The organism is Streptomyces sp. NBC_00690 (assembly GCF_036226685.1).
Lineage (GTDB): Bacteria > Actinomycetota > Actinomycetes > Streptomycetales > Streptomycetaceae > Streptomyces.
The window spans coordinates 3,604,039-3,627,745 of the sequence record NZ_CP109009.1 but is presented as its reverse complement, the minus strand read 5'-3'; the positions used below and the strand labels follow the sequence as shown (position 1 = coordinate 3,627,745).

Here is a 23,707-nt window from a genome sequence, read left to right as displayed (position 1 = left end):
ATCGACCAACACACTCCCTACAACCCTGGAGCCGTTGGCGTCGTCGATGTATACGCTCAATGCCTAACCCAGCCTCGTCCCCAGGCCATCAGGAGCAGGAATGCACGGCCCCGGCTATGCCCCGCCGCCCCCCGGTCGACCGCCGTCGCCCGCCGCGTTGAACGCGCTCCGCGTGCTCTTCGTGGCGCTCTCCCTGCTCAGCTGTGGACTGCTCGCCTGGAGCGCCATGCTCCGTATCGCGATCATCCGGCGACGCCCGCTCGACTGGGTGCTGTTCGGCATATCCCTGCTCCTGCCGATCATCATCCTGGGGTTCATCGTCGAGGTCAGCGAGGCCGGTCAGACGACGAAGCCCGCGGAGGAGGAGATGAGCGGCAGCGATCTGGTGGCCTTCCTCTTCCTCCTGGCGATGGCCATCGGTGTGCCCGTGCACTTCCTCGTCGCCGACATCCGCCACTACCAGCGTCCTGCCCCGAGTTGGCCGGCGCCCGCCTCCCCCTACACGGCCCCCCAGCCGACGTACGGACAGCAGTCGACCCCCGGTTACGGCTATCCGCACCCCGCCTCGACCCCGACCCCCACCCCGCCGGCGGGTCCCGCCCCGAGCTACGGCTATCCGCCCGTACCGCCCGTGAACACCCCACCGCCATCAGCACCCGTACCGCCCGTGAACACCCCACCGACTCCACCCACCGCGCCGCCGGCACCCGCGGCCGACGGCCGTCGCATCGATCAGGTCCGTGCCGAACTGGACGAACTGAGCGACTACCTCCGCAGGGAGCAGGGCCGGTGATCGGACGCGTCGTCGCGGATCGCTACGAACTGTCCACCGTCATCGGGCAGGGCGGCATGGGCCAGGTGTGGACGGCGTACGACGGACGGCTCGATCGCCGGGTCGCCGTGAAACTGCTCCGGCCCGACCGCATGGCCGCAGCCACCGCGGCGGGGGAGATGCGTCGACGGTTCGTCCGGGAGTGCCGCGTCACCGCCCAGGTCTCCCACCCCGGACTGGTCACCGTCCACGACGCGGGCAACGACGGCGACGACCTCTTCCTCGTCATGCAGTACGTCGAGGGCGCCGACCTCGCCGACCACCTCGCCGAACACGAGCCCTACCCGTGGCAGTGGGCCGTCTGTGTCGCCGCCCAACTGTGCGGCGTACTCGCCGCGGTGCACGCCGTACCGATCGTGCACCGCGACCTCAAGCCCCGCAATGTGATGGTCAAGCCCGACGGCACCCTCACCGTCCTCGACCTCGGCGTCGCCTCCGTCATCGACACCGACACCACCCGCCTCACCCACACCGGCTCACCCATCGGCAGCCCCGCCTACATGGCCCCCGAGCAGGCCATGGGCGGCGCGGTGGGCCCGTACACCGATCTGTACGCACTCGGCGTCCTCACCCATGAACTCCTCAGCGGCAATGTGCCCTTCGCGGGCTCCACCGCCCTCGGCGTGCTCCACCGGCACCTCTACGAACCGCCGCTGCCCATCCGCCGACTGCGCCCCGAGGTCCCCGAGCCACTGGAGGCACTCGTCCTGCGGCTGCTCGCCAAGGACCCACAGCACCGCCCGTCCGGAGCGCACGAGGTGTACGAGGCGCTGGCCCCGCTGCTGCCCGTGCGCGGCCCGTCCAACGGACCGCTCGACCCGACCCGGCCCTTCCTGCGCCCCTTCGCCCCCTGGCCCGACCGGACCCCCGCACCGCCGGCCGCCGTCACCTCTCCACCGCCGCCGCGCCTCGATGTCGCCGCAGCCGTCGACGAGGTCAAACGACTCCTTGGCGAGGGCAGCATCACGCAGGCCGTGGACACGCTCGGCAGCATCCTGCCCGCAGCCGCCGCCGAGCACGGCGAGCACTCCCCGGTCGTCAGGATCCTGCGCAAGCAGTACGCGACCACCCTGCTCGACGACGGGCAGTACCGCCGGGCACTGCCCGAGCTGCGCCGGCTCGCCGACGACCGGACCGCGGAAGCCGGCCCCGCCGACGCCCAGACGCTCCAGTTCCGCTACGACGCCGCCCACTGTCTGGAACAACTCGGCGAGACCGCCGCCGCCCTCGCCGAGTACCGCGCGATCCTGGCCCACTACCCGAACGAACAGCCCGGCAGCCCCGGGCAGGCCCGGGCCTTCGACCTACGGCACCGCATCGGCAATCTGATGCTGGCGACGGGCGACCACACCGCCGCCCAACGCCATCTGCAAGGGCTGCTGCTCGACTCCGAGCGGGCGTACGGGCCCTACCACCAGCTCCCGGCCGAACTGCGCCGGGCACTCAGCCGCCAGCAACAGTTCCACGGCCCGCAACACGGCCACGCAACCGGGCCGCCACGGTAGGCGCAGGCCCGCGGGCGTATGCTGCGGCATCGGAGTCGGGATGCACGGGGAGCTGGCACGACCATGGAAGTCCGGGGCCAACTGCTGAGATTCGCCCTGGTGGGAGCGGTGAACACCGGGACGTACTACGGTCTGTACCTGATCCTGCTGACCTGGCTGCCCTATGTGGCCGCGCATGTGCTCGCCTTTGTACTGAGCATGATCGGATCGTTCTTCCTGACGTCGTACTTCACCTACCGCACCAGACCGACCTGGCGGAAGTTCCTGCTGTTCCCCCTGACCAACGCGGCGAACTTCACCGTGACCACGGCCGGTGTGTACCTCCTGGTCGACGTCTGGGGAATGGGGAGTCGTTACGCGCCGCTCATCGCCGCGGCGGCGGCGATCCCCATCACGTTCGTCGTCTCCCGCACGATCATGTTGCGCCCGGACGGCAGGGGTGGCGGTGAGCCGTCGGGGCCGGCGCACCGGGGTGGGACACAGAAGCCGGTGCAGAAGCCCGAGCCCTCGGCGATGGATCCCGCCGCCTGAAGCGGGCGGGTAGCCCCCCGCAGCAGATTGCCGTACGCCGCAGCCCGGCAGTCGCTCTCGACGAGGACTCCCGGAAGGGAGGGCTTTCGGGGCGAAGGGCAACCGGCTGAAGTGTCCGGTGTTCAGATCACGCGGGAGTTCAGTTTGCGGGGCGTTCTGCGTGTGGGGCGTGCGGGGCGTGCAGGGCGTTTCAGATTGTTCGGGTCACCATCAGAAGGTGACCGAGGCACCGAGGCACACCCCTCGCCCTTTACAACGTATAGCGCACGGGGGGGCTTGCGGCAAGCCCCCGGTCGTGCCGCAGAATCGCAGGCCGAGGCCGGATCCTGCGGAAATGGGAGATTCACGAAGTGTGTGTGTTGTTGTCAGTCCGTGCAGCGGGAGCAGTGGGAGGGGTGTGCGATGCGGTCGAGCCGGCGAGGGGGCTCGTGCTGCGGTCGTGGGCACCTCGTGACCCCTCCCGGAGTTGCGCCGCCGCGGGACCTTGCAGGAATGACCTCGGATCGGAGCTGATGTCGTGAACCCCCAGTCCACCAGCGCGTTCGCCCTTCCTGACCGGCTCGCGGCCAAGGCCGACCCCCAACTGATCGCCGACGACGAACAGCACTTCGCCGCGATCGCCGAGAGCCTCGAACAGACCATCGCCGAACTCTCCGAGCGCCTCGACGCCCAGCTCAGGGCGCCCGGTGGCATCGGCAGGGAAGCGTTGGAACGGGACCTGGAGGTCCACCGGCTGACCGGACGACTGCGTGCCCTGCGGCGCTTCGGTCTGGATCTGTGCCTCGGCCACATCGTCGGGGCGGACGATCGGGAGCCCCTGTACATCGGGCGCCTCGGCCTCACCGACAGCTCCGGGCGCAGGCTGCTGCTCGACTGGCGTGCCCCCGCGGCCGAACCCTTCTTCGCAGCGACTCATGCCAACCCGATGGGGCTGGCCAGCCGCCGTCGGTACCGCTGGACCCGTGGCCGTATCAGCGACTACTGGGACGAGGTGTTCACCGCCGACGGGCTGGAACGTCGTGCTGCGCTGGATGACCAGTCCGCCTTCATCGCCAGTCTGGGCAGCAACCGGTCCGCCCGGATGCGGGACGTGCTCGCCACCATCCAGGCCGACCAGGACGCCATCATCCGGGCCGGCTCCCGCGGTGCTCTCGTCGTCGACGGCGGCCCGGGCACGGGCAAGACCGTGGTGGCCCTGCACCGCTCCGCCTACCTCCTCTACTCCGACCCGCGCCTTGGCCACCGACGCGGCGGCGTGCTGTTCGTCGGGCCGCACCAGCCCTATCTGGCGTACGTCGCCGATGTGCTCCCCAGCCTCGGTGAGGAGGGTGTGCAGACCTGCACGGTGCGGGACCTCGTGGCCGAGGGCGTCCGAGCGGTCGCCGAGGTCGACCCGGATGTGGTCCGGCTGAAGTCGTCCATGCACATGGTCAAGGCCATCGAGCCGGCCGTGCGGTTCTACGAGGAGCCGCCCGGCAAGGGAATGACGGTCACGACCTCCACCTCCAGCATCTGGCTGAGCGCCGACGACTGGGCCGAGGCGTTCGACGCACCGGAACCGGGCACTCCGCACAATGAAGGGCGTGAACAGGTCTGGGAGGCGCTGGTCACGATCCTGATGGACAAGTACCAGGGCGACCTCTCGCCGCAGCTGTTCCGCAAGTCCCTGCTGCACGACCGGGAGCTCGTCGGGGCCCTCAACCGCGCCTGGCCGATGCTCGAAGCAGCCGACCTCGTGTCCGACCTGTGGTCGGTGCCCGCCTACTTGCGGATGTGCGCTCCCTGGCTCAGTCGCGAGGAGGTCTCCAAGCTCCAGCGCCCGGACCCCCAGGCATGGACGGTGTCGGATCTGCCACTGCTCGACGCGGCCCGGCAACGGCTCGGTGACCCCAGGACCTCCCTGCTCAAGCGTCGGCACAAGGCGACCATGGCCGCCGAACGCGAGCGGATGTCCGCCGTCATCGACAGCGTCATCGCAGCCGATCCCGACGGCGAAGGCGCGGTGACGATGCTGCACGGGCAGGACCTCCAGGAGAGCCTGGTCGACGAGTCGGCGCTGCCCGGAACCGACCGGGAGCCCCTCACCGGCCCGTTCGCACACATCGTCGTCGACGAGGCGCAGGAGCTGACCGACGCGGAGTGGCAGATGCTGTTGCTGCGCTGCCCGTCCAGGAGCTTCACCATCGTCGGGGACCGTGCACAGGCCAGACACGGATTCACGGAGTCATGGCAGGAACGGCTCAAGCGGATTGGACTCAGCCGGATCGAGCTGGCCTCCCTGAGCATCAACTACCGCACGCCGGAAGAGGTCATGGCGGAAGCCGAGCCGGTCATCCGGGCCGTGCTCCCGGACGCCAATGTGCCGACCTCCATCCGCAGCGGTGATCTCCCCGTCGTCCATGGATCGGTCAAGGAACTGGACTCGATCCTCGACGCATGGCTCGCCGCGCACGACGACGGGATCGCCTGTGTCATCGGCGATCCCGCGTTCCGGGAGACCTCCCGCATCCGGTCGCTGACCCCGCAGCTGGCGAAGGGTCTCGAATTCGACCTGGTCGTCCTCGTCGACCCGGAGGCGTTCGGCGACGGCATCGAAGGAGCGGTCGACCGCTATGTCGCCATGACCAGGGCGACCCAACAGCTCGTCATCCTCACCAGTTCCTGACGGCGCCCGAGGCGATGGCTCCCGACAGTGCCCGAGGCGCTGTGGTGAGCCATCGCCTGCCATCTCTCACCGCCATCTCTCACCGCCATCTCTCACCGCCATCGCTCACCGCGATCGGTCACTACAAAAGCCGGCTCCCGGACCGTGCTTCGGCAGCGCCGGCCCTCCCGAGCGCACCCTTCCGTATCGCCCGCCTCCGGCCCCCGCACCCGGGTTGAGCAGCCATGTGAACGCTCGCGCGAAGCGCATCGGGGAAGGGCTGCGGCACCCCCGACGGCACCCCCGGAAGCCCTGTGTTCGCCGGCTGCGGGGGCGGCACGGCACGGCGAGCGGGAACGTACGACTCCAGAACGGTCCGAAACGGGAGCCCACCCTCCATCGTTGACCGAATCAGTGCCCGCGAAGAGGTGGCCCCGACCGCCCCGAACTGCCTAACATCATCACCGCTAGGACTTTGTGCATTGCCGCACAATCACGCCGGGAGGCTCCTTTGCACCGCCGCCGTCGCACCGCGATCATCGTCTCCGCACTGCTCGTCGCTGCGCCACTGCTTGCGGCCTGTAGTAATGAGGCCCGTCCTGGCGCTGCCGCCGTTGTCGGTGGGGACCGGATCGAGGTCTCCACCGTCCAGGCGAGCGTGAAGGACGTACGGTCCGCGCAGGAGCGTGCCCCCGAGTCCGAACAGTTGATCAAGGGCACCGGTCAGCTCGGACGCGCGAAGCTGTACGAGCTCATCGTCGCCGAGGTCGTGGAGCGCGCGGCCCACGACGCCGGGGTGAGCATCAGCCGCAAGGAGATCCAGGACGGCCGCGCCGCCTTCGTCCAGCAGGCCGGTGGCGAGGAGCAACTCGCCGCGATGTACCTCCAGCAGCGGGGAGTCGCCCCCGATCAGTTGAACGACGTGGTGCGCCGCGACATCCTCGTCGGCAAGCTGGCCACCGCGATCGGCGCGGCCAACACCCCCGAGGGCCAGCAGAAGGTCAACAAGTCGTTCACCGTCGCTGCCAAGAAGCTGGACATCAACGTCAACCCCCGGTTCGGCGTCTGGGACAGCCAGAAGCTCGAACTCGGTGACTACAAGGCTCCCTGGATCACCCAGGTCACCAAGGAGCAGCAGCCCGCCGAGACCGCCTAGCCGTTCTGCCGGATCTCATCGGGCTCCGGCCCGATGGGTCGGCGGAGCGAGCACGCCGGATGCCCGTCGGCCGGTGTGCGTACCGTTGGATCGGCCTGGTCGGTGGGAGTGCCACCGATCGAGGTAGGTTCGAGGGGTGACCACTGAACCCTCCGCCACCGGCCGCGTCGTCCTGCTGACCGCCAGCCACCGTGTGGCGCCCGGCCTGCTGTCCTGGCCCGCCTGGCACACCCTGCGGACCGCGGACCGTGTGCTGTGTGCGGACGGCGCGCATCCGCAGCTGCCCTATCTGCGCGAGGCAGGCGTCGAGGTGGAGATCGCCGCGCCCACCGCACGGGAAATGGTCGACGCCTGCGCGGGTGGCGCATCCGTCGTGGTGCTGGCATCCGGTGAGGGCGAGTCCGCCCTGACCGACGGACTCGCACGGATCGCAGGGTCGGGCCGGGAGTCGATGCCCGATCTGGAGCTGCTGCCCGGCTCCTACGACCTCCCCGGTGCCCGGCTGCTCGACCTGGTGCAGGTGATGGACCGCATTCGCGCCGAGTGCCCCTGGTCCTCTACCCAGACTCACCAGGGGCTCGCTAAGTACGGCATCGAGGAGGCGTACGAACTCGTCGAGGCCATCGAGGACGGCGACCGCGACGAACTGCGCGAGGAACTGGGGGACGTTCTCCTCCAGGTCGTCTTCCACGCCCGCATCGCCCAGGAGGACGGCGAAGAGCCCTTCTCCATCGACGACGTCGCCGCGACCATCGTGGACAAGCTGATCCACCGCCACCCTCATGTCTTCGGCGACGCAAGTGCCGAGACTCCGGAGGACGTCAAGGCGCACTGGCTGCGGACGAAGGCGACGGAGAAGCAGCGCAAGTCGATCACCGAAGGTGTGCCCATCGGACAGCCGGGGTTGGCGCTCGCCGCGAAGCTCGCGTCCCGGGTGCGGACGGCGGGGCTCCAGGTGTCCGTGCCCCAGGGCGAGGGCATCGGATATGACCTGCTCGCCCTGACCGTCGAGGCGGAGGCTGCGGGTGTCGACCCCGAGTCCGCCCTGCGCGCGGCTGCCCGTGTCTATCGGGACGCGATCCGTGAGGCGGAGCAGACCGCATAGCGGACCGCACAGCAAAGACAGAGCAGTGGCGCGGGCGCAGGACAGCAGCAGCGGCGGAAGTGCCGAGCAGCAAGTAGTACAGAGCGACAGCGCGGGGGACGGCCGTACCGAGCAGTGGCGCGGGTGCGGGGGTGTCGGCCGTACCAGTGCGGTCCGTGCTCAGTTCGGTCGGGTGGGGCGGATAACGTCGAGGGGTGAGTGACACCCCCGCGCCCGGCCCGCCGCCCCATCCCGCCGCCCGCTCTTCCGATGCCTCCGATCGCTCCGATCGCCCCTCGGGCACCGCCCGCGATGGCTCAGATCCGGACACTTTTCCCGACCAGGCGGCGAGGGCTTTGACCTCACGTCCGGGTTGTCCGGTTTCGGGCTCGCCCCACCATGGCAACGACGACGACACCGACGCCATCGATGACATCGACACCACCCCGGACACTCCCACCGCGCCCGAGCTGTTCACCTGGGAGTTCGCCACCGACCCCTACCCCGCCTACGCCTGGCTGCGCGAACACGCGCCCGTTCATCGGACCCGGCTGCCCAGCGGGGTGGAGGCATGGTTGGTGACCCGCTACGGCGATGCCAGGCAGGCACTGGCGGACACCCGACTCTCCAAGAACCCCGCCCACCACGACGAGCCCGCACATGCAAAGGGGAAGACGGGCATCCCCGGCGAGCGCAAGGCCGAGCTGATGACCCATCTGCTCAACATCGACCCGCCGGACCACACCCGACTGCGCCGGCTGGTGGCCAAGGCGTTCACTCCACGCCGGGTCGCGGCCTTCGCCCCCCGCGTCCAGGAGCTGACGGACCGCCTGATCGACTCCTTCGCGGAGAAAGGGGAGGCAGACCTCATTCACGACTTCGCCTTCCCGCTGCCGATCTATGCGATCTGCGATCTGCTCGGGGTCCCTGCCGAGGACCAGGACGACTTCCGCGACTGGGCCGGCATGATGATCCGGCACGGCGGCGGGCCGCGCGGCGGGGTCGCCCGATCGGTCAAGAAGATGCGGACCTATCTGGCCGAGCTGATCCATCGCAAGCGCGAAGATCCGGGCGACGATCTGATCTCGGGCCTCATCCGGGCCAGTGACCACGGCGAGCACCTCTCCGAGAACGAAGCCGCCGCGATGGCCTTCATTCTGCTGTTCGCCGGGTTCGAGACGACGGTCAACCTCATCGGCAACGGCGTCTACGCCCTACTGCGCCACCCCGAGCAACGCGAGCGCCTCCAGACCTCCCTTGCCGCGGGCGAAACCGGACTGTTGGAAACCGGAGTTGAGGAGCTCCTCCGATACGACGGACCCGTGGAGCTCGCCACCTGGCGATTCGCCACCGAGTCACTTGAGCTCGGTGGCAAGCGGATTGGCGCGGGCGACCCCGTGTTGGTGGTGCTTGCAGCGGCTGATCGGGACCCGGAGCGGTTCGCGGAGCCGAACGTCCTCGATCTTTCTCGACGTGACAATCAGCACCTCGGATACGGCCACGGCATCCACTACTGCCTCGGTGCGCCGCTCGCTCGACTTGAGGCCCAAACCGCGATCGCCACACTGCTGCGCAGGCTGCCCGATCTGCAACTCGCCGTGGATTCGTCAGATTTGCGCTGGCGTGGGGGTCTCATCATGCGTGGGCTGCGAACCCTTCCCGTTCAGTTCACATCCCGAAACATCTGACGGGCCGTCAAAAACGTGACATTGACGTAATCTCAGCTGCATCGACTTGTGACAGACGTTCGAGTGCGGCTACGTTCTGCGCGTCCTCAGCAGTCTCGCGAAAGGCAACCGCATGCTCTCCGGGAATGGTCGACATCGCCGACCCCGTCAGGCTCCTGCACTCGTCGTCGCCGCCGGGGTGACGGGATCCGCCATCGCGATCCCGCTCCTCGGCGCAACTTCGGCGTCGGCAGTCGAAGCCACCGCGTGGGACAAGGTCGCGGAGTGTGAGACCGGGGGCCTGTGGAGCGCGGACACCGGCAACGGCTTCTATGGCGGTCTCCAGATGTCACAGGAGACCTGGAAGGCGTTCGGCGGGACGCAGTACGCCTCCCGTGCGGACCTCGCCACCCCCGCGCAGCAGAAGGCCATCGCGGAGAAGGTCGTCGACTCCGAGGGCATTCGGCCCTGGAGGGCGTGCGCGACCCTCGCCGGGGTCGAGGTGGCCCTCGACCCCACCGAGGCGGCCACCGCTCCGGCGAAGCCCGCAGGGGAGCCGAAGCCCTCGGCGGAGCCCACGGAGATCCCGAAGCCGTCCGCTTCGACCGGCACCACTCCCGCCAAGGCTCCGGCGAAGACCCCGGCCCCGGCGAAGGGCACCCCGAGCAGTTCCGGGAAGGCGTCGCCGCAGTCCAGCCCGAAGCAGCCGGCCGACGCCACGGGCAAGCACCGTGGCGAGGCGTCGACGGAGTCCAAGCCCGCCGCTTCCGCCACCGCCGAATCGACGGGCTCGGCGTCGCCGACCGAGCCGGTCGGCGACGCCGGGACGCCGCGGGAGACCGGCAGCGCCCATCCCTCCCGGGGCGAGGACGCCCGCTCGGACCTCGGCACCACGGACGTGGGCGCCACGACCCCCGAGCAGCCCGGCACGGCCAGTGCCTCTCCCGGCTCGTACACCGTGCAGGCCGGCGACAACCTCTGGGTCATCGCCGAGAAGAACGAGTTGCCCGGTGGCTGGCCCGCGCTCTACGAGGCCAACAAGGAGACGGTCGGCGACGAACCCGATCTCATCCACCCTGGTCAGAGCCTCGACCTCGCCGCAAAGTAGCGGCTGTTAGCTATCGTTTGTCCCATTTTGACGAAGTGAGACAAGCGTCTCTTTGCCGTAGTTCGCTCACCCGGCCTGCCGGAATCCTGAGTTCCGCGCCTGACCTGCGGAAATGTAAACCGCATCCTTGGCGAGATGGGCGATTTCTCCCCGATGTTCGACTTTGAACATCGGGGAGAGTCATGCCTACGGTCTGAACCGCTCGCCACCGCGGGCACCGTCGACCGTCACGCCGAATCCTGCCGTCGGTCGGGGGGAGAACTCGTCGCGTAGAGCGCCGAAGGCAGGAGCGGGGGACCCAAGGTAAGTGCCGGTGAAGGCCGTTGGAGACGACGGTGGGAACCGGCTAGGGGTGAAGCCGTGCGCAAGGACGCACGGCCGGGCAACTCACTAGGCCCGAACCCGACAGCTCACCTCGTAGGCGTCGGTGAGGAGAAGACTCCATGCTGTTTTCGAGCAAGGCGAAGCACCGCCGCCCCAGCAAGGCCAGCCGACTCATGGCGCTCGCCGGTGTCACCGGTGTCGCCGTGGCCGCCCCGCTGATGGGCGCCACGTCCGCCAGCGCCGCCACCGCTTCCGAGTGGGACAAGGTCGCCCAGTGCGAGTCCGGCGGCAACTGGTCCATCAACACCGGCAACGGCTACTACGGCGGCCTCCAGTTCTCCGCCTCCACCTGGGCGGCGTTCGGCGGCACGAAGTACGCCTCCACCGCCGACCAGGCGTCCAAGTCCCAGCAGATCGAGATCGCCGAGAAGGTCCTCGACGGCCAGGGCAAGGGCGCATGGCCGTCCTGTGGCGTCGGCCTGTCCAACGCTGCGTACGGTGGCGGCGCGGCCGAGGCCCCGCAGCCCAAGGCCGAGCCCAAGAAGCAGGCGCCCAAGGCCGAGCCGAAGCAGGAGCAGGCCCAGCCGCAGCGCGGCGAGGTCCCCACCACCCGCTCCGAGCGCGCCGAGGCCCCCGCCAAGGCCAAGGGCTTCCAGAAGGGTGACGGCGAGTACCAGGTCAAGGCCGGCGACACCCTGAGCAAGATCGCGGACGCCGAGCAGGTCGAAGGCGGCTGGGAGAAGCTCTACGAGCTCAACAAGGACGTCATCAGCGACGCCGACGTCATCTACGTGGGCCAGCAGCTCCACCTGGGCTGAGCCCCAACGGGAACGGGTGCGCCCTGAGCTGACTTCCCGGTCGGGCCGATCGTCGACCGAGCCCCCACGAGGTCGCTCGGACCGACCGAAGCCCCCTCGGGCCACCCGCACCTTGTGCTCGGACCACTTCGGTGGAGCCCCCGAGCACGAGGGCCCGGGTTCCGCGCCGATCCATCTCCCCCCGGGATCGGCACCGGACCCGCCGCCCACCCCGGCAGTTCGCCGGGTGTCGTAGGACCGGCCGGCCGCCTTCTCCTGGCCGATCGCCCCCACACCCTGCGCCCTCGGTCGAGCCGCCCTTCGGCCCTTCCCCCGGGGCCCGAACCACCCCGGGTCGGTGCACTTCCCCCCCAAGTGCGCCGGCCCGGGGTTCTCCATATCTCCAGCCATGCCGTCCCCACCCATGCCGGGGCGGGCGGGCCGCTCATACGGGATTCCAGGCCGAGCAGTTCATACAGGCCGAGCAGTTCCCCCGAGCCCTGCGCACGACCGTGTGGACGGTGGTCGTGCTCCACCCGGTCCGCCCGTCCGCAGCCCGCCGCGCTACCCGACGGTAGCCCTGCCTATCAGGCCCCTTTTTCGTCCCAGGGGGCGGGCATCCGACGAACGGCACCCGCACGGCGGTTAGGCTCATGCCGCAAGGCCAAAGAGACCCTGCACCCCACGCGTCACATCCCAGAAGGAGATGCTCGTGCCGTCCATCGACGTCGTCGTAGCCCGGGAAATCCTGGACTCCCGAGGCAACCCCACCGTCGAGGTCGAGGTTGGCCTCGACGACGGCAGCACGGGTCGTGCTGCCGTTCCGTCCGGCGCCTCCACCGGCGCGTTCGAGGCTCTTGAGCTTCGCGACGGCGACCAGAACCGCTACCTGGGCAAGGGCGTCGAAAAGGCCGTCCTCGCCGTCATCGAGCAGATCGGCCCCGAGCTGGTCGGGTACGACGCCACCGAGCAGCGCCTGATCGACCAGGCGATGTTCGACCTCGACGCCACCCCCGACAAGTCCTCGCTCGGCGCCAACGCCATCCTCGGCGTGTCCCTGGCCGTGGCCCACGCCGCGTCCGAGGCGTCCGACCTGCCGCTCTTCCGCTACCTGGGCGGCCCGAACGCGCACCTGCTGCCCGTTCCGATGATGAACATCCTGAACGGCGGCTCGCACGCCGACTCCAACGTGGACATTCAGGAGTTCATGATCGCCCCGATCGGTGCGGAGTCCTTCTCGGAGGCGCTGCGCTGGGGCACCGAGGTCTACCACACGCTCAAGAAGGTCCTGAAGCAGAAGGGCCTGTCCACCGGTCTGGGCGACGAGGGCGGTTTCGCGCCGAACCTCGACTCCAACCGCGCCGCGCTTGACCTCATCCTTGAGGCCATCAAGGAGGCCGGCTACGTGCCCGGCAAGGACATCGGGCTCGCGCTCGACGTCGCCGCGTCCGAGTTCTACAAGGACGGCAAGTACGAGTTCGAGGGCAAGCCCCGCTCGGCCGCCGAGATGACCGAGTACTACGAGGAGCTCGTCGCCTCCTACCCGCTGGTCTCCATCGAGGACCCGCTGTATGAGGACGACTGGGCGGGCTGGAAGGTCCTCACCGAGAAGCTCGGCTCCAAGGTGCAGATCGTCGGTGACGACCTGTTCGTCACCAACCCGGAGCGGCTGTCCCGCGGCATCGACGAGGCCGCCGCGAACGCCCTCCTCGTGAAGGTGAACCAGATCGGTTCGCTGACCGAGACCCTGGACGCCGTGGAGCTCGCCCAGCGCAACGGCTTCAAGTGCATGATGTCCCACCGCTCCGGTGAGACCGAGGACGTGACCATCGCCGACCTGGCCGTCGCCACCAACTGCGGCCAGATCAAGACCGGCGCCCCGGCCCGTTCCGAGCGCGTCGCCAAGTACAACCAGCTGCTGCGCATCGAGGAGATCCTCGACGACGCCGCGGTGTACGCCGGACGCAGCGCGTTCCCCCGCTTCAAGGACTGAGTGCCCTCGGCGACCTCAGCCCCGCCGCACGGGCTGAGGCATGCTGAGGCGTCCTCGGTCGCGGGCAGCGGCCGGATCGGCCGCTGCCCCGCCAGTCTCCCTACGTCCCCGGCCACGGTCCCGTACCGTGTCCGGGGACGTAGGCACATGGCGGGCCCATCGGCCCCGGGCAGCAATCACCTCCGTACGCACCCGTCGTACGGAACGGACGGTCCCGTCACAACGGACGGGTCCGGGACGGCAGCCGTACGACACGGGTCACGGAGCAGGGGAGGCGGGACGACATGGCCGGGAAGAATCGCGACCGGTTCTCCACCGCGACCAGGCTGCGGCTGCTCGGCGAGCAGACCGCCGCCCGCGTCTACCGCTCCCAGACCAAGCGGCAGGCCCGCAGGTCCCGGCTCACCGGAAGGGCGGCCTTCCTCGCCCTCGTGGTGTGCTCGCTGATCGTCGCCCTGGCCTATCCCATGCGCCAGTACGTGTCCCAACGCGGCGACATGTCCGATCAGCGCGACCGCATGGCCGAGGCGGAGCAGCACGTCGAGCGACTGCGGGACGAGAAGGCACGCCTCCAAGACGATGCGTACATCCGGCGTCTCGCCCGGGAGCACCTGCACTACGTGCTGCCGGGGGAGCGGGGATACACGATGATCGACCCCGAGAACGCCGAGCAGGAACGCGGCCGGGACGACGCAGCCGACCGGCCCTGGTACTCCAATGTCTGGGACGGCGTCGACTCCGCGGACCGCGGCTGACGCGCGCATCTGCGAACCTGGTACGTCCCGGCGGCCCGGACGGGTCCGTGGCCGCGATCTCCACCCTGAGCCCGTAGGACTCGTAGAACCGTTAGACCGTAGAACCGTTAGAGCCAAGGCAGGCATGGAAACCCCTCCTCCCCACACCGACCCGACCGAGCCCACCGACGCGGACATCGCAGCGTTCAAGGAGCAGCTCGGCCGGCCGCCGCGCGGACTGCGCGCCATCGCGCACCGCTGCCCCTGCGGCCAACCCGACGTCGTCGAGACCGCACCCCGGCTGCCCGACGGCACCCCCTTCCCGACGCTGTACTACCTGACCTGCCCGCGGGCCGCATCGGCGATCGGCACGCTGGAGGCGAATGGCGTGATGAAGGAGATGACCGAGCGGCTGGAGAGCGACCCCGCACTGGCGGCGTCCTACCGCGCCGCCCATGACGACTACATCCAGCGCCGCGACGCCATCGAGGTGCTCCAGGGCTTCCCCAGCGCCGGCGGCATGCCGGACCGGGTGAAGTGCCTCCACGTCCTGGTGGGACATTCGCTGGCGGCGGGCCCCGGGGTGAATCCGCTCGGGGACGAGACGATCGCCCTGCTGCCCGAGTGGTGGCGCAAGGGCCCGTGCGTCACGCCCTGTGATCCCGCCCCCGCGGAAGCCGGCTGAGTCGCCGCTCCTCTCTTCTTTGCCTTCCCCGTCTCTTCCCTCTCGTCTCGTCCTTCTTCTTATGAGGAGCGCGCATGACCCGCGTCGCCGCGATCGACTGCGGTACCAACTCCATCCGTCTGCTCGTCGCCGACGCGGACCTCGCCACCGGGCAGCTGGTGGAGCTCGATCGCCGCATGACCATCGTTCGGCTCGGCCAGGGAGTGGACCGCACGGGCAGGCTGGCGCCCGAGGCGCTGGAGCGCACCTTCGCCGCCTGCCGCGAGTACGCCGCGGTGATCGAGGAGCACGGTGTGGAGCGGCTGCGCTTCGTGGCCACCTCGGCGTCGAGGGACGCAGAGAACAGGGACGATTTCGTCCGTGGCGTGCGGGATGTCCTCGGGGTGGAGCCCGAGGTCATCAGCGGTGATCAGGAGGCCGAGTTCTCCTTCACCGGGGCGACCAAAGAACTGCCCGGCCACGAGGAGCGGCTGGTGGTGGACATCGGCGGTGGATCGACGGAGTTCGTCATCGGACGGGAGCGGGTCGAGGCCGCGAAGTCGGTGGACATCGGCTGTGTGCGGCTGACCGAGCGGCACGTCCGCAGCGATCCGCCTGCGCCGGCGGAGATCGCGGCCGTGCGGGCCGATATCGAAGCGGCGCTCGACCTCGCGGAGCGGACCGTACCGCTCCGGGGCGCGCGCACCCTCGTGGGACTGGCCGGATCGGTGACGACGGTCGCCGGTATCGCGCTGGGCCTGGACGCCTACGACTCCACGGCGATCCACCATGCCCGGATCTCCTTGGAGCAGGTCAAGGGCATCGTCCAGAAGCTGATGGACGCCACCCACGACGAGCGGGCGGCGATCCCGGTGATGCACCCGGGACGGGTGGACGTCATCGTCGCCGGCGCCTGTGTGCTGCTCGCCGTCATGGAGCGGATCGGGGCCGAAGAAGTGGTGGTCAGCGAGCACGACATCCTTGATGGGATCGCCTGGTCCGCCGCCTAGAAATGAAGTTCGTGAAGTTCTTCACAAGGAAAAGGGCCCTGATGGGGGCGGTTCGCGGCCGAAAAGCCACCACTGAGGGCCGGTTGGGCCTGGAATGGGGGGTCGGCGGCCGGATCGGGGCCCTCCGGGCGGGTGTTTCCGTCAGCTGAACCAGATCAGTGGTTTCCTGCCCGCCCGGGTCTAAGGACCAGCTCACAGGCGGTTCCCAACGATCACCGAGGTGCAGTGGTTCCCTCGGGGATGCATGACCTCGGTCACGAGGGCGCGCAGTGTAGCAGAGGTAGACCTACTCCTTGTGAAGGGGCTCACGAGCACCCTGTGTCAGTGGGGTGGATACTCGATGGCATGAGCACCACGGAGCGTCCCAGGATCCTCGTAGTTGGCGGGGGGTACGTAGGTCTGTATGCGGCGCGCCGCATCCTCAAGAAGATGCGGTACGGCGAGGCGACCGTCACGGTCGTCGACCCGCGCTCTTACATGACGTACCAGCCCTTCCTGCCCGAAGCAGCTGCCGGCAGCATTTCGCCGCGGCACGTCGTCGTACCGCTGCGACGCGTGCTGCCCAAGGCCGAAGTGCTCACCGGACGTGTCACCACCATCGACCAGGACCGCAAGGTAGCCACGATCTCCCCGCTGGTCGGTGAGGCGTACGAGCTCCCCTTCGACTACCTGGTGGTCGCGCTCGGTGCGATCTCCCGCACCTTCCCGATCCCTGGCCTTGCCGAGCAGGGCATCGGCATGAAGGGCATCGAAGAGGCCATCGGCCTGCGCAACCATGTGCTTGAGCAGCTCGACAAGGCCGACTCCACCACCGATGAAGAGGTCCGCCGCAAGGCGCTCACCTTCGTCTTCGTCGGCGGCGGCTTCGCCGGCGCCGAGACCATCGGCGAGGTGGAGGACCTGGCGCGGGACGCCGCCAAGTACTACTCCAACGTGAAGCGCGAGGACATGCGCTTCGTGCTGGTCGACGCCGCGGACAAGATCCTTCCCGAGGTCGGGCCCAAGCTCGGCAAGTACGGCAAGGAGCACCTTGAGGGCCGCGGCATCGAGATCTACCTCCAGACCTCGATGGACTCCTGCGTGGACGGCCACGTGGTGCTCAAGAACGGCCTTGAGGTCGACTCCAACACCATCGTGTGGACCGCCGGTGTGAAGCCCAACCCGGCGCTCGCCCGCTACGGTCTGCCGCTCGGCCCCCGTGGCCACGTCGACACCTCCACCTGCCTCCAGGTGCAGGGTCTCGACTACGCCTGGGCCGCCGGTGACAACGCCCAGGTGCCCGACGTCGCCGCCCGCAAGGCCGGCGTCGAGAACGCCTGGTGCCCGCCGAACGCCCAGCACGCGCTGCGCCAGGCGAAGGTCCTCGGCGACAACGTGATCTCCGGTATGCGGGGCTTCCCGCAGAAGGAGTACAGCCACGCCAACAAGGGCGCGGTGGCGGGCCTCGGCCTCCACAAGGGCGTCGCGATGATCGTCGTGGGCAAGGTGAAGATCAAGCTCCGCGGCCGTCTCGCGTGGTACATGCACCGTGGCTACCACGGTCTGGCCATGCCGACCTGGAACCGCAAGATTCGGGTGTTCGCCGACTGGACGCTCGCGATGTTCCTCAAGCGCGAAGTGGTCTCGCTCGGCGCGATCGAGACGCCTCGCGAGGAGTTCTACGAGGCCGCCAAGCCCACCCCGGTCGCAGCCCAGGCGGCGCCCGCCCCCGAGAAGGCGAAGGCATCCTGACCTCGCCGCTCATCCGCAGTACCTGACCGAAGGGCCGTCCGCCATCCGTGGTGCGGGCGGCCCTTCGCCATGTCCGCACCCCGTCGGCCCCTCCCCTAGGGCGGCGACCGGTACCTGCCCCCGTGGCACAAGGCTCCGGCGCCTTTCGGGACCGTGTTCCCGCCCCTCCCCGTGACCGTTCGATGCCCTCGATCCGCACCGCCGACCGAGGGGCGCACAGCCCGATCCGTGCGGGAGTGCCCCGTGATGGGAAGCACCCACAGTGCGTGCGTTGTTCACCGATCAGCACGCGTCATCAGTAAGCGCCATCGGTAGGCGCCATCGGTAGGCGTCATCGGTACGCGTCATTAGTACGACGGAACGAGCAGCAGTACGCACGCAGGCAGAACACCACCACGGAGGTCACACCATGGCCGACGCCGCACTGCGGTTGACCGCCCTTGCCGAGGAGTTGCTCGGCACGCGCTTTCCCGTACGCATCCGGGCCTGGGACGGATCGGAGTCGGGACCACCGGGCGGGCCCGTGCTCGTCGTACGGCACCGCAGGGCCCTGCGCCGGCTGCTGTGGCGCCCGGGTGAGCTGGGTCTGGCACGCGCCTGGGTGGCGGGGGACATCGAAGTGGAAGGCGATCTCTACGCAGTCCTCGACCAACTGGCCGGGCTCGTCTGGGATCGGACACCCGGTCCCGCCGCGCAGGAGAGCACCGGGGCGAGACCCCTCCCACCGGTGCGGCAAGGCGCTCGGGCACATCGAGCCACCCGCGCCAAACGGCTCGGCACGGCAGCCCGCACCCGACTTCGCTTTCTGTTGGACCCCGCCCACCACTCGGCCGCCCGCACCCTCCTGCGCTGGGGCGGACCGCTGCCTCCGCCGGCTCCCCCCGCCGAGGAGGTCCCCCGGCGCCACGGCCCGCTCCACACCAAGCACCGCGACCGCCAGGCCATCAGCCATCACTACGACGTCGGCAACCCGTTCTACGAACTCGTCCTCGGGCCGTCCATGGTCTACTCCTGCGCCTACTGGAAGACCGGCCCTGGTGACGCAGTGGTGGAGACGTTGGAGGACGCCCAACGCGACAAGCTCGACCTGGTCTGCCGCAAGCTCGGTCTGACGGAGGGCGATCGGCTGCTCGACGTCGGCTGCGGTTGGGGCTCGCTGGCCCTGCACGCGGCCCGCGAGTACGGCGTCCGGGTCACCGGGGTCACGCTCTCCAGGGAACAGGCCGCCTACGCCCGCAAGCGCATCGCGGAAGCCGGCCTCACCGACCGGATCGAGATTCGCGTCCAGGACTACCGCGACGTCGGGGACGGTCCGTACGACGCGATCTCCTCGATCGGGATGGCCGAACACGTGGGTGCCGCCCGCTATCGGGAGTACGCCGATCAGCTCTACACCCTGCTCGCCCCGGGGGGCCGGTTGCTGAACCACCAGATCGGACGCCGGCCCGAGGGCGACGAGTCCGCGTATCGGCTCGACGACTTCATCGACCGCTATGTCTTCCCGGACGGTGAGCTGGCTCCCCTGGGCCGTACCGTCGGCACGCTGGAGGACGCCGGCTTCGAAGTGCGGGACGTGGAGTCCATCCGGGAGCACTACGGCCTCACCCTCCGTCGTTGGGTGGCCAATCTGGAGGCGCACTGGCCGACGGCGGTTCGCCTCACCTCGCCGGGGCGGGCGAGGGTCTGGCGGCTCTACATGGCGGCGAGTGCGTTGTCCTTCGAGCGCAACAGGATCGGCGTCAACCAGATCCTGGCGGTGCGGACCAGCCCGGACGGTGCGTCGGGCGTGCCGCTGCGCAGCCGTACCTGGAACTGAACGCGCCCCGCGTGCGGGGGACGTCATCAGAAAGCCCCGCGCCGCCGAGCGCAATGGCTCGGCGGCGCGGGGCCCGGAATAGGGCTGCGACTACTCCGTCTTGATCGCGGTCAGCATGTTCAGACGGGCGGCGCTGCGGGCCGGCCAGAGCGCGGCCAGTACCCCGACCACACCGGCCAGCAGCAGGAACAGTCCGATGCGGTCCATCGGGATGACCAGCTCGTAGTTCGGGATGCTGCTCTTGAACGTCTCGCCGATCGCCCAGGCCAGGAACGAGCCTAGGACGACTCCGATCACCGCGCCGAAGAGCGAGATCACGATGGCTTCCAGGCGGATCATGCGCTTGACCTTGGCCCGGTCCAGACCGATCGCCCGCAGCATGCCGATCTCCTGCTGACGTTCGAAGACCGACATCGCCAGGGTGTTGACCACTCCGAGGACCGCGATGATCAGGGCCATGCCCAGCAGTCCGTACATCATGTACAGCATGGTGTTGATCATTCCGCCGAACATATTGCGGATGTCCTGACGGTCCATGATGTTCATACCGGGGTTGTCACCCAGCGCGCTCACCAGGGCCTGCTCGTTGGCCTTGGTCTCGCCGCCGTCCATCTTGAGCCAGATCTCGGAGATGTAGGGCTTCTCGTAGTGCGGGTCCGCCAGCTTGGTAGAGACGACGAACGAGGAGAGGAACTCGTTGTCCTTGTAGATCGCGCCGACCGTCAGGTTCAGCGACTTGCGGGGCTCCGCGTCACCGATCTTGACGGCGAGCGGGTCACCGGCCTTCCAGCCGTTGTCCTTGGCGACCGACTCGGCGATGGCGACCTGTCCATCGGCGAGGGTGGAGAGCGAGCCGGAGATGGCCTCCATGGCGAAGACCTTCTCGACGTCACCGGGGGTGACGGCGGAGACGGCCCAGTCCTCGTCCTTGATCTCCATGTCCATCGCCTGCTGCGGAGTGATGGCCTCCACACCCTTGGCCTTCTGGAGCGCTTCGAGTGCCGAGCGGTCCATGGAGCCGCCGTTGGCCATGCTCACCAAGTAGTCACCGCGGACGTTGTCCGTGGTCATCCGGTCGATGGCCTGGCCCAGCGTGACACCGATGACGGTCAGGCCGGTGACCAGGGTGAGACCGATCGCCAGTGCGGAAGCCGTGGCACCGGTACGGCGGGGGTTGCGGACCGCGTTCTGCCCTGCGAGCTTGCCAGCGACCCCGAACATCCGCTGGAGCAGCGGCTTGACCACGGCGATCATCGGCCGGGACAGCAGCGGGATCAGGATGATGACCCCGATGAGGGTGAGGAACGCACCGGCGCCGATCATCAGCCGGCCCTCGTTGCCACCGGTCGAAGCACCGGCGAGGATGGCGCCCGCACCGGCGGCGGTGACGATGCTGCCGATGGTGTTCCGTACGACCAGGGACTTGGTCGAGGCCACCGCGTGCACGCTGCTCATGGCGGCGACCGGGGCGATCTTCGCCGCTCGACGGGCGGGCAGCCAGGCGGCGAGGACGGTGATCAGCACACCGACGGCGAGTGCGGCGAGCACGGCCGTGGGGGAGACGACCAGCGGGCCGTTGGGGAGCTTCGCACCGAAGCTGCTGATGGCGGAGCGCAGCCCGACCGCGAGGCCGAGGCCGAGGACGAATCCGACGATGGAGGAGAGCAGACCCACCACCAACGCCTCAAGGATCACCGAGCGCTTGACCTGTCGACGGGAGGCGCCGACGGCGCGCAGCAGGGCCAGTTCCTTGGTGCGCTGGGCGACCAGCATGGTGAAGGTGTTGGCGATCAGGAAGGTGCCGACGAAGAGCGCGATCGCCGCGAAGGCGAGCAGCATGTTGTTGATCGCGCTCAACTCGGACTCGATGTCCTTGGCCTCCTGGTCGGCCAGCTTCTGTGCGGTCTGGGCCGCGGCGCCTTCCGGGAGCAGGGGCTCGACCGCGGCGAGGAGCTTCGCGTCCGACGTGCCGGGCGTGGCACTGACGGTGATGTCATGGAAGAAGCCGGGCTTCAGATAGAGCTTCTGGGCGACTGCGGTGTCGAACAGGACCAGGCTGCCGCCCGCGTTGACCGCACCGTCCTCGGTGGTGAAGATTCCCGAGAGCTTGTACTCCTGCACCGGCCCGTTGGTGGCGACGCGGACGGTGTCGCCGACCTCGTACTTGCCCTTCGTGGCGGTGTCCTTGTCCAGGGCGATCTGCCGGGCCTGCGCCGGTCCGGACCCCTTGGCGAAGTCGTACGCGGCGTCCTTGCCGTCCTTGCCGGCGGCGTAGTTGCCGCCCTTGTTGGCCCAGCCGCTGCCGATCAGCTTGCCCGACGGGTCGGCGACCCCGGCGAATCCGGAGACCCGGCCGGTGACATCGGTGACACCGTCCAGCTTCTGGATCTTCTCCAGGGCGGCGGAGGGAATGCCCTCCTCCTTCTCGGCGCCGGCACCGATCTCGGAGGTGGAGCCGTTGGCCACCACGGCGATGCCGTCGTAGCTCTTGGCCGATTGCTTGCTGAAGGCGTTGCCGAGGGTGTCGGTGAAGACCAGGGTGCCCGAGACGAAGGCCACGCCGAGCATCACGGCGAGCGCGGTCATCAGCAATCTGGCTTTGTGCGCGAGCACATTGCGCAAGGCGGTACGGAACATGTCAGTCAGTCCTGTGGTGAGAGCCGGAGGTCGACGAGTCGGCCGATGGTCAGCTGGTCCGGCCCTTGGCGTCGAATGCCTTCATCTGGTCGAGGACGCCGTCCGCGGTGGGGTGCAGCATCTCGTTGACGACCCGGCCGTCGGCCAGGAAGATCACGCGATCCGAGTAGGAGGCGGCCACCGGGTCGTGGGTGACCATGACGACGGTCTGACCCAGTTCGCGCACCGAGTTGCGGAGGAAGCCGAGGACCTCAGCGCCGGAGCGGGAGTCCAGGTTTCCGGTGGGCTCGTCACCGAAGATGATGTCCGGCTGGGAGGCCAGGGCGCGAGCGACGGCGACGCGCTGCTGCTGGCCGCCGGAGAGCTCCGCGGGACGGTGGCTGAGGCGGTCGCGCAGACCCACCATGTCGATGACGGTTTCCAGCCACTGCTTGTCGGGCTTGCGGCCGGCGATGTCCATGGGGAGCGTGATGTTCTCCAGGGCGGTGAGCGTCGGCAGCAGGTTGAACGCCTGGAAGATGAAGCCGATCTTGTCCCGCCGCAACTGGGTGAGCTGCTTGTCCTTCAGAGTGCCGAGTTCGGTGTCGCCGATGCGCACGGAGCCGGAGCTGAAGGTGTCGAGGCCGGCGACGCAGTGCATCAGGGTGGACTTGCCCGAGCCGGACGGGCCCATGATGGCGGTGAACTCCGCCTGGCGGAAGTCCACGCTGACTCGGTCGAGCGCGACCACCTGGGTCTCGCCCTGTCCGTACACCTTGGACAGATCCGTGGCGCGGGCGGCCACGGCGGTGGCGCGGTGTGCGATGGGCGTGGTGGTCACGAGGAAGGGCTCCTGTTGCGTCGGCTGTGAGCTTGCTGGGGGGACGTGTCCCATCCTGGTCGCCGTTGTAGCGCCGATCGTCAGCCCCCGTGCCCGTTCCCAAGGCCCTCTTTGGGCGGACTGCGAGGGGTGGTCATCCTCCTTGGGTATGACGGTGTCCCCGAGGGGGAATGAGCCCGCAGACCGGAAGGGAAGCGTCCGTTCTCGCTCCCCGTCATGGCTCGACCAGGGCCGGTTGGCGGCCCGACATTCCGCTGAGTGATATACGGGAAGTCCCTACGCCGGGGCCAGTGTGACGAGGGTGACCCGGCGACTGATGCGCGCGACTCGGCCGAGCCATCGGGCAAGAGGTCGAACCAGTGGCAGTTGCGGCGAATTTCCGTCAATCACGTGTCAACGCATGGATGCCCACCTGTTGGGATGGCGCCGTCGGGATCTCCCTCCACCTGGGCTGACGCACCCTCAAGCGGCAATAAAATAAGACAACATCGGGCCAGGGGGGCACCGGGCGTATCGATCTACCCGGATAGGCTCCTGTGCTTACGCGGAGCCGCGCACCTGGCCCGGATGGTGGAATGCAGACACGGCGAGCTTAAACCTCGCTGGCCTTCGGGCCGTGCCGGTTCGAGTCCGGCTCCGGGCACTCTCCGGAGT

17 protein-coding genes, 1 tRNA gene and 1 riboswitch are annotated in these 23,707 nt (G+C 68.9%); of the genes, 16 read left to right on the top strand and 2 right to left on the bottom strand.

All coding sequences use genetic code 11. From position 1 onward, the window contains the following. Window positions 1–100 precede the first annotated feature (100 nt). The 15 genes from OID54_RS15880 to OID54_RS15810 all read left to right on the top strand — a co-directional run bounded on the left by OID54_RS15880 (window position 101) and on the right by OID54_RS15810 (window position 19,596). Window positions 101–793 (top strand): hypothetical protein, encoded by a 693-nt coding sequence (locus OID54_RS15880; protein WP_329020052.1) that lies wholly within the window; start codon window positions 101–103, stop codon window positions 791–793. Next, the gene (locus tag OID54_RS15875) at window positions 790–2,337 is read left to right on the top strand and encodes a protein kinase domain-containing protein (RefSeq protein WP_329020049.1); all 1,548 of its coding nucleotides are present in this window, start codon (window positions 790–792) and stop codon (window positions 2,335–2,337) included. Before OID54_RS15880 ends, OID54_RS15875 begins: the two co-directional genes overlap by 4 nt. Window positions 2,338–2,400: 63 nt before the next feature. After that, entirely contained in the window at window positions 2,401–2,868 is a 468-nt protein-coding gene (locus OID54_RS15870) for a GtrA family protein (protein ID WP_329020045.1), read from the top strand. 517 nt (window positions 2,869–3,385) lie between these two features. Beyond that, entirely contained in the window at window positions 3,386–5,533 is a 2,148-nt protein-coding gene (gene helR, locus OID54_RS15865) for an RNA polymerase recycling motor ATPase HelR (protein WP_329020042.1), read from the top strand. 490 nt (window positions 5,534–6,023) lie between these two features. Further along, window positions 6,024–6,668, top strand: coding sequence for a SurA N-terminal domain-containing protein (locus tag OID54_RS15860; RefSeq protein WP_329020039.1), 645 nt, complete (start codon window positions 6,024–6,026; stop codon window positions 6,666–6,668). 136 nt (window positions 6,669–6,804) lie between these two features. Then, window positions 6,805–7,773 (top strand): nucleoside triphosphate pyrophosphohydrolase, encoded by a 969-nt coding sequence (locus OID54_RS15855; RefSeq protein ID WP_329020036.1) that lies wholly within the window; start codon window positions 6,805–6,807, stop codon window positions 7,771–7,773. 404 nt (window positions 7,774–8,177) lie between these two features. Beyond that, the gene (locus OID54_RS15850; protein ID WP_329027539.1) at window positions 8,178–9,440 is read left to right on the top strand and encodes a cytochrome P450 family protein; all 1,263 of its coding nucleotides are present in this window, start codon (window positions 8,178–8,180) and stop codon (window positions 9,438–9,440) included. Window positions 9,441–9,552: 112 nt separating this feature from the next. Next, window positions 9,553–10,527 (top strand): transglycosylase family protein, encoded by a 975-nt coding sequence (locus tag OID54_RS15845; RefSeq protein WP_329020034.1) that lies wholly within the window; start codon window positions 9,553–9,555, stop codon window positions 10,525–10,527. Between the two features lie 265 nt (window positions 10,528–10,792). Further along, a riboswitch (cyclic di-AMP (ydaO/yuaA leader) is annotated at window positions 10,793–10,966 on the top strand. Between the two features lie 4 nt (window positions 10,967–10,970). Next, the gene (locus OID54_RS15840) at window positions 10,971–11,669 is read left to right on the top strand and encodes a transglycosylase family protein (RefSeq protein ID WP_329020031.1); all 699 of its coding nucleotides are present in this window, start codon (window positions 10,971–10,973) and stop codon (window positions 11,667–11,669) included. A gap of 685 nt (window positions 11,670–12,354) precedes the next feature. After that, complete coding sequence (eno, locus tag OID54_RS15835; protein WP_329020028.1) at window positions 12,355–13,641, top strand: phosphopyruvate hydratase; 1,287 nt, start codon at window positions 12,355–12,357, stop codon at window positions 13,639–13,641. 284 nt (window positions 13,642–13,925) lie between these two features. Next, window positions 13,926–14,396: an FtsB family cell division protein gene (locus OID54_RS15830; RefSeq protein WP_329020025.1), complete on the top strand. Its 471-nt coding sequence runs from the start codon at window positions 13,926–13,928 to the stop codon at window positions 14,394–14,396. A 124-nt stretch (window positions 14,397–14,520) separates the two neighbouring features. Next, window positions 14,521–15,060 (top strand): DUF501 domain-containing protein, encoded by a 540-nt coding sequence (locus OID54_RS15825; protein WP_329020022.1) that lies wholly within the window; start codon window positions 14,521–14,523, stop codon window positions 15,058–15,060. A 74-nt stretch (window positions 15,061–15,134) separates the two neighbouring features. Further along, complete coding sequence (locus OID54_RS15820; RefSeq protein WP_329020019.1) at window positions 15,135–16,049, top strand: Ppx/GppA phosphatase family protein; 915 nt, start codon at window positions 15,135–15,137, stop codon at window positions 16,047–16,049. 345 nt (window positions 16,050–16,394) lie between these two features. Beyond that, window positions 16,395–17,780, top strand: coding sequence for an NAD(P)/FAD-dependent oxidoreductase (locus tag OID54_RS15815; RefSeq protein ID WP_329020016.1), 1,386 nt, complete (start codon window positions 16,395–16,397; stop codon window positions 17,778–17,780). A gap of 409 nt (window positions 17,781–18,189) precedes the next feature. After that, window positions 18,190–19,596: a cyclopropane-fatty-acyl-phospholipid synthase family protein gene (locus OID54_RS15810; RefSeq protein ID WP_329020013.1), complete on the top strand. Its 1,407-nt coding sequence runs from the start codon at window positions 18,190–18,192 to the stop codon at window positions 19,594–19,596. 90 nt (window positions 19,597–19,686) lie between these two features. Here OID54_RS15810 and OID54_RS15805 read toward each other — a convergent pair whose 3' ends face one another. Continuing rightward, on the bottom strand, window positions 19,687–22,233 hold the full coding sequence (locus OID54_RS15805; RefSeq protein ID WP_329020010.1) for an ABC transporter permease: 2,547 nt from the start codon (window positions 22,231–22,233) through the stop codon (window positions 19,687–19,689). A 49-nt stretch (window positions 22,234–22,282) separates the two neighbouring features. Continuing rightward, the gene (locus tag OID54_RS15800; protein WP_329020007.1) at window positions 22,283–23,053 is read right to left on the bottom strand and encodes an ABC transporter ATP-binding protein; all 771 of its coding nucleotides are present in this window, start codon (window positions 23,051–23,053) and stop codon (window positions 22,283–22,285) included. A gap of 561 nt (window positions 23,054–23,614) precedes the next feature. Here OID54_RS15800 and OID54_RS15795 point away from each other — a divergent pair. Further along, window positions 23,615–23,696 (top strand) — tRNA-Leu (locus tag OID54_RS15795). The last annotated feature ends 11 nt before the right edge of the window (window positions 23,697–23,707 follow it).

What these genes read in the sequence shown, in the direction of transcription:
- OID54_RS15840 (WP_329020031.1), top strand. Translation starts at nt 10,971, where the DNA reads ATGCTGTTTTCGAGCAAGGCGAAGCACCGCCGCCCCAGCAAGGCCAGC.
- OID54_RS15825 (WP_329020022.1), top strand. Translation starts at nt 14,521, where the DNA reads ATGGAAACCCCTCCTCCCCACACCGACCCGACCGAGCCCACCGACGCG.
- OID54_RS15830 (WP_329020025.1), top strand. Translation starts at nt 13,926, where the DNA reads ATGGCCGGGAAGAATCGCGACCGGTTCTCCACCGCGACCAGGCTGCGG.
- OID54_RS15815 (WP_329020016.1), top strand. Translation starts at nt 16,395, where the DNA reads ATGAGCACCACGGAGCGTCCCAGGATCCTCGTAGTTGGCGGGGGGTAC.
- eno (WP_329020028.1), top strand. Translation starts at nt 12,355, where the DNA reads ATGCTCGTGCCGTCCATCGACGTCGTCGTAGCCCGGGAAATCCTGGAC.
- OID54_RS15880 (WP_329020052.1), top strand. Translation starts at nt 101, where the DNA reads ATGCACGGCCCCGGCTATGCCCCGCCGCCCCCCGGTCGACCGCCGTCG.
- OID54_RS15820 (WP_329020019.1), top strand. Translation starts at nt 15,135, where the DNA reads ATGACCCGCGTCGCCGCGATCGACTGCGGTACCAACTCCATCCGTCTG.
- OID54_RS15870 (WP_329020045.1), top strand. Translation starts at nt 2,401, where the DNA reads ATGGAAGTCCGGGGCCAACTGCTGAGATTCGCCCTGGTGGGAGCGGTG.
- OID54_RS15805 (WP_329020010.1), bottom strand. Translation starts at nt 22,233, where the DNA reads ATGTTCCGTACCGCCTTGCGCAATGTGCTCGCGCACAAAGCCAGATTG.
- OID54_RS15810 (WP_329020013.1), top strand. Translation starts at nt 18,190, where the DNA reads ATGGCCGACGCCGCACTGCGGTTGACCGCCCTTGCCGAGGAGTTGCTC.
- OID54_RS15845 (WP_329020034.1), top strand. Translation starts at nt 9,553, where the DNA reads ATGCTCTCCGGGAATGGTCGACATCGCCGACCCCGTCAGGCTCCTGCA.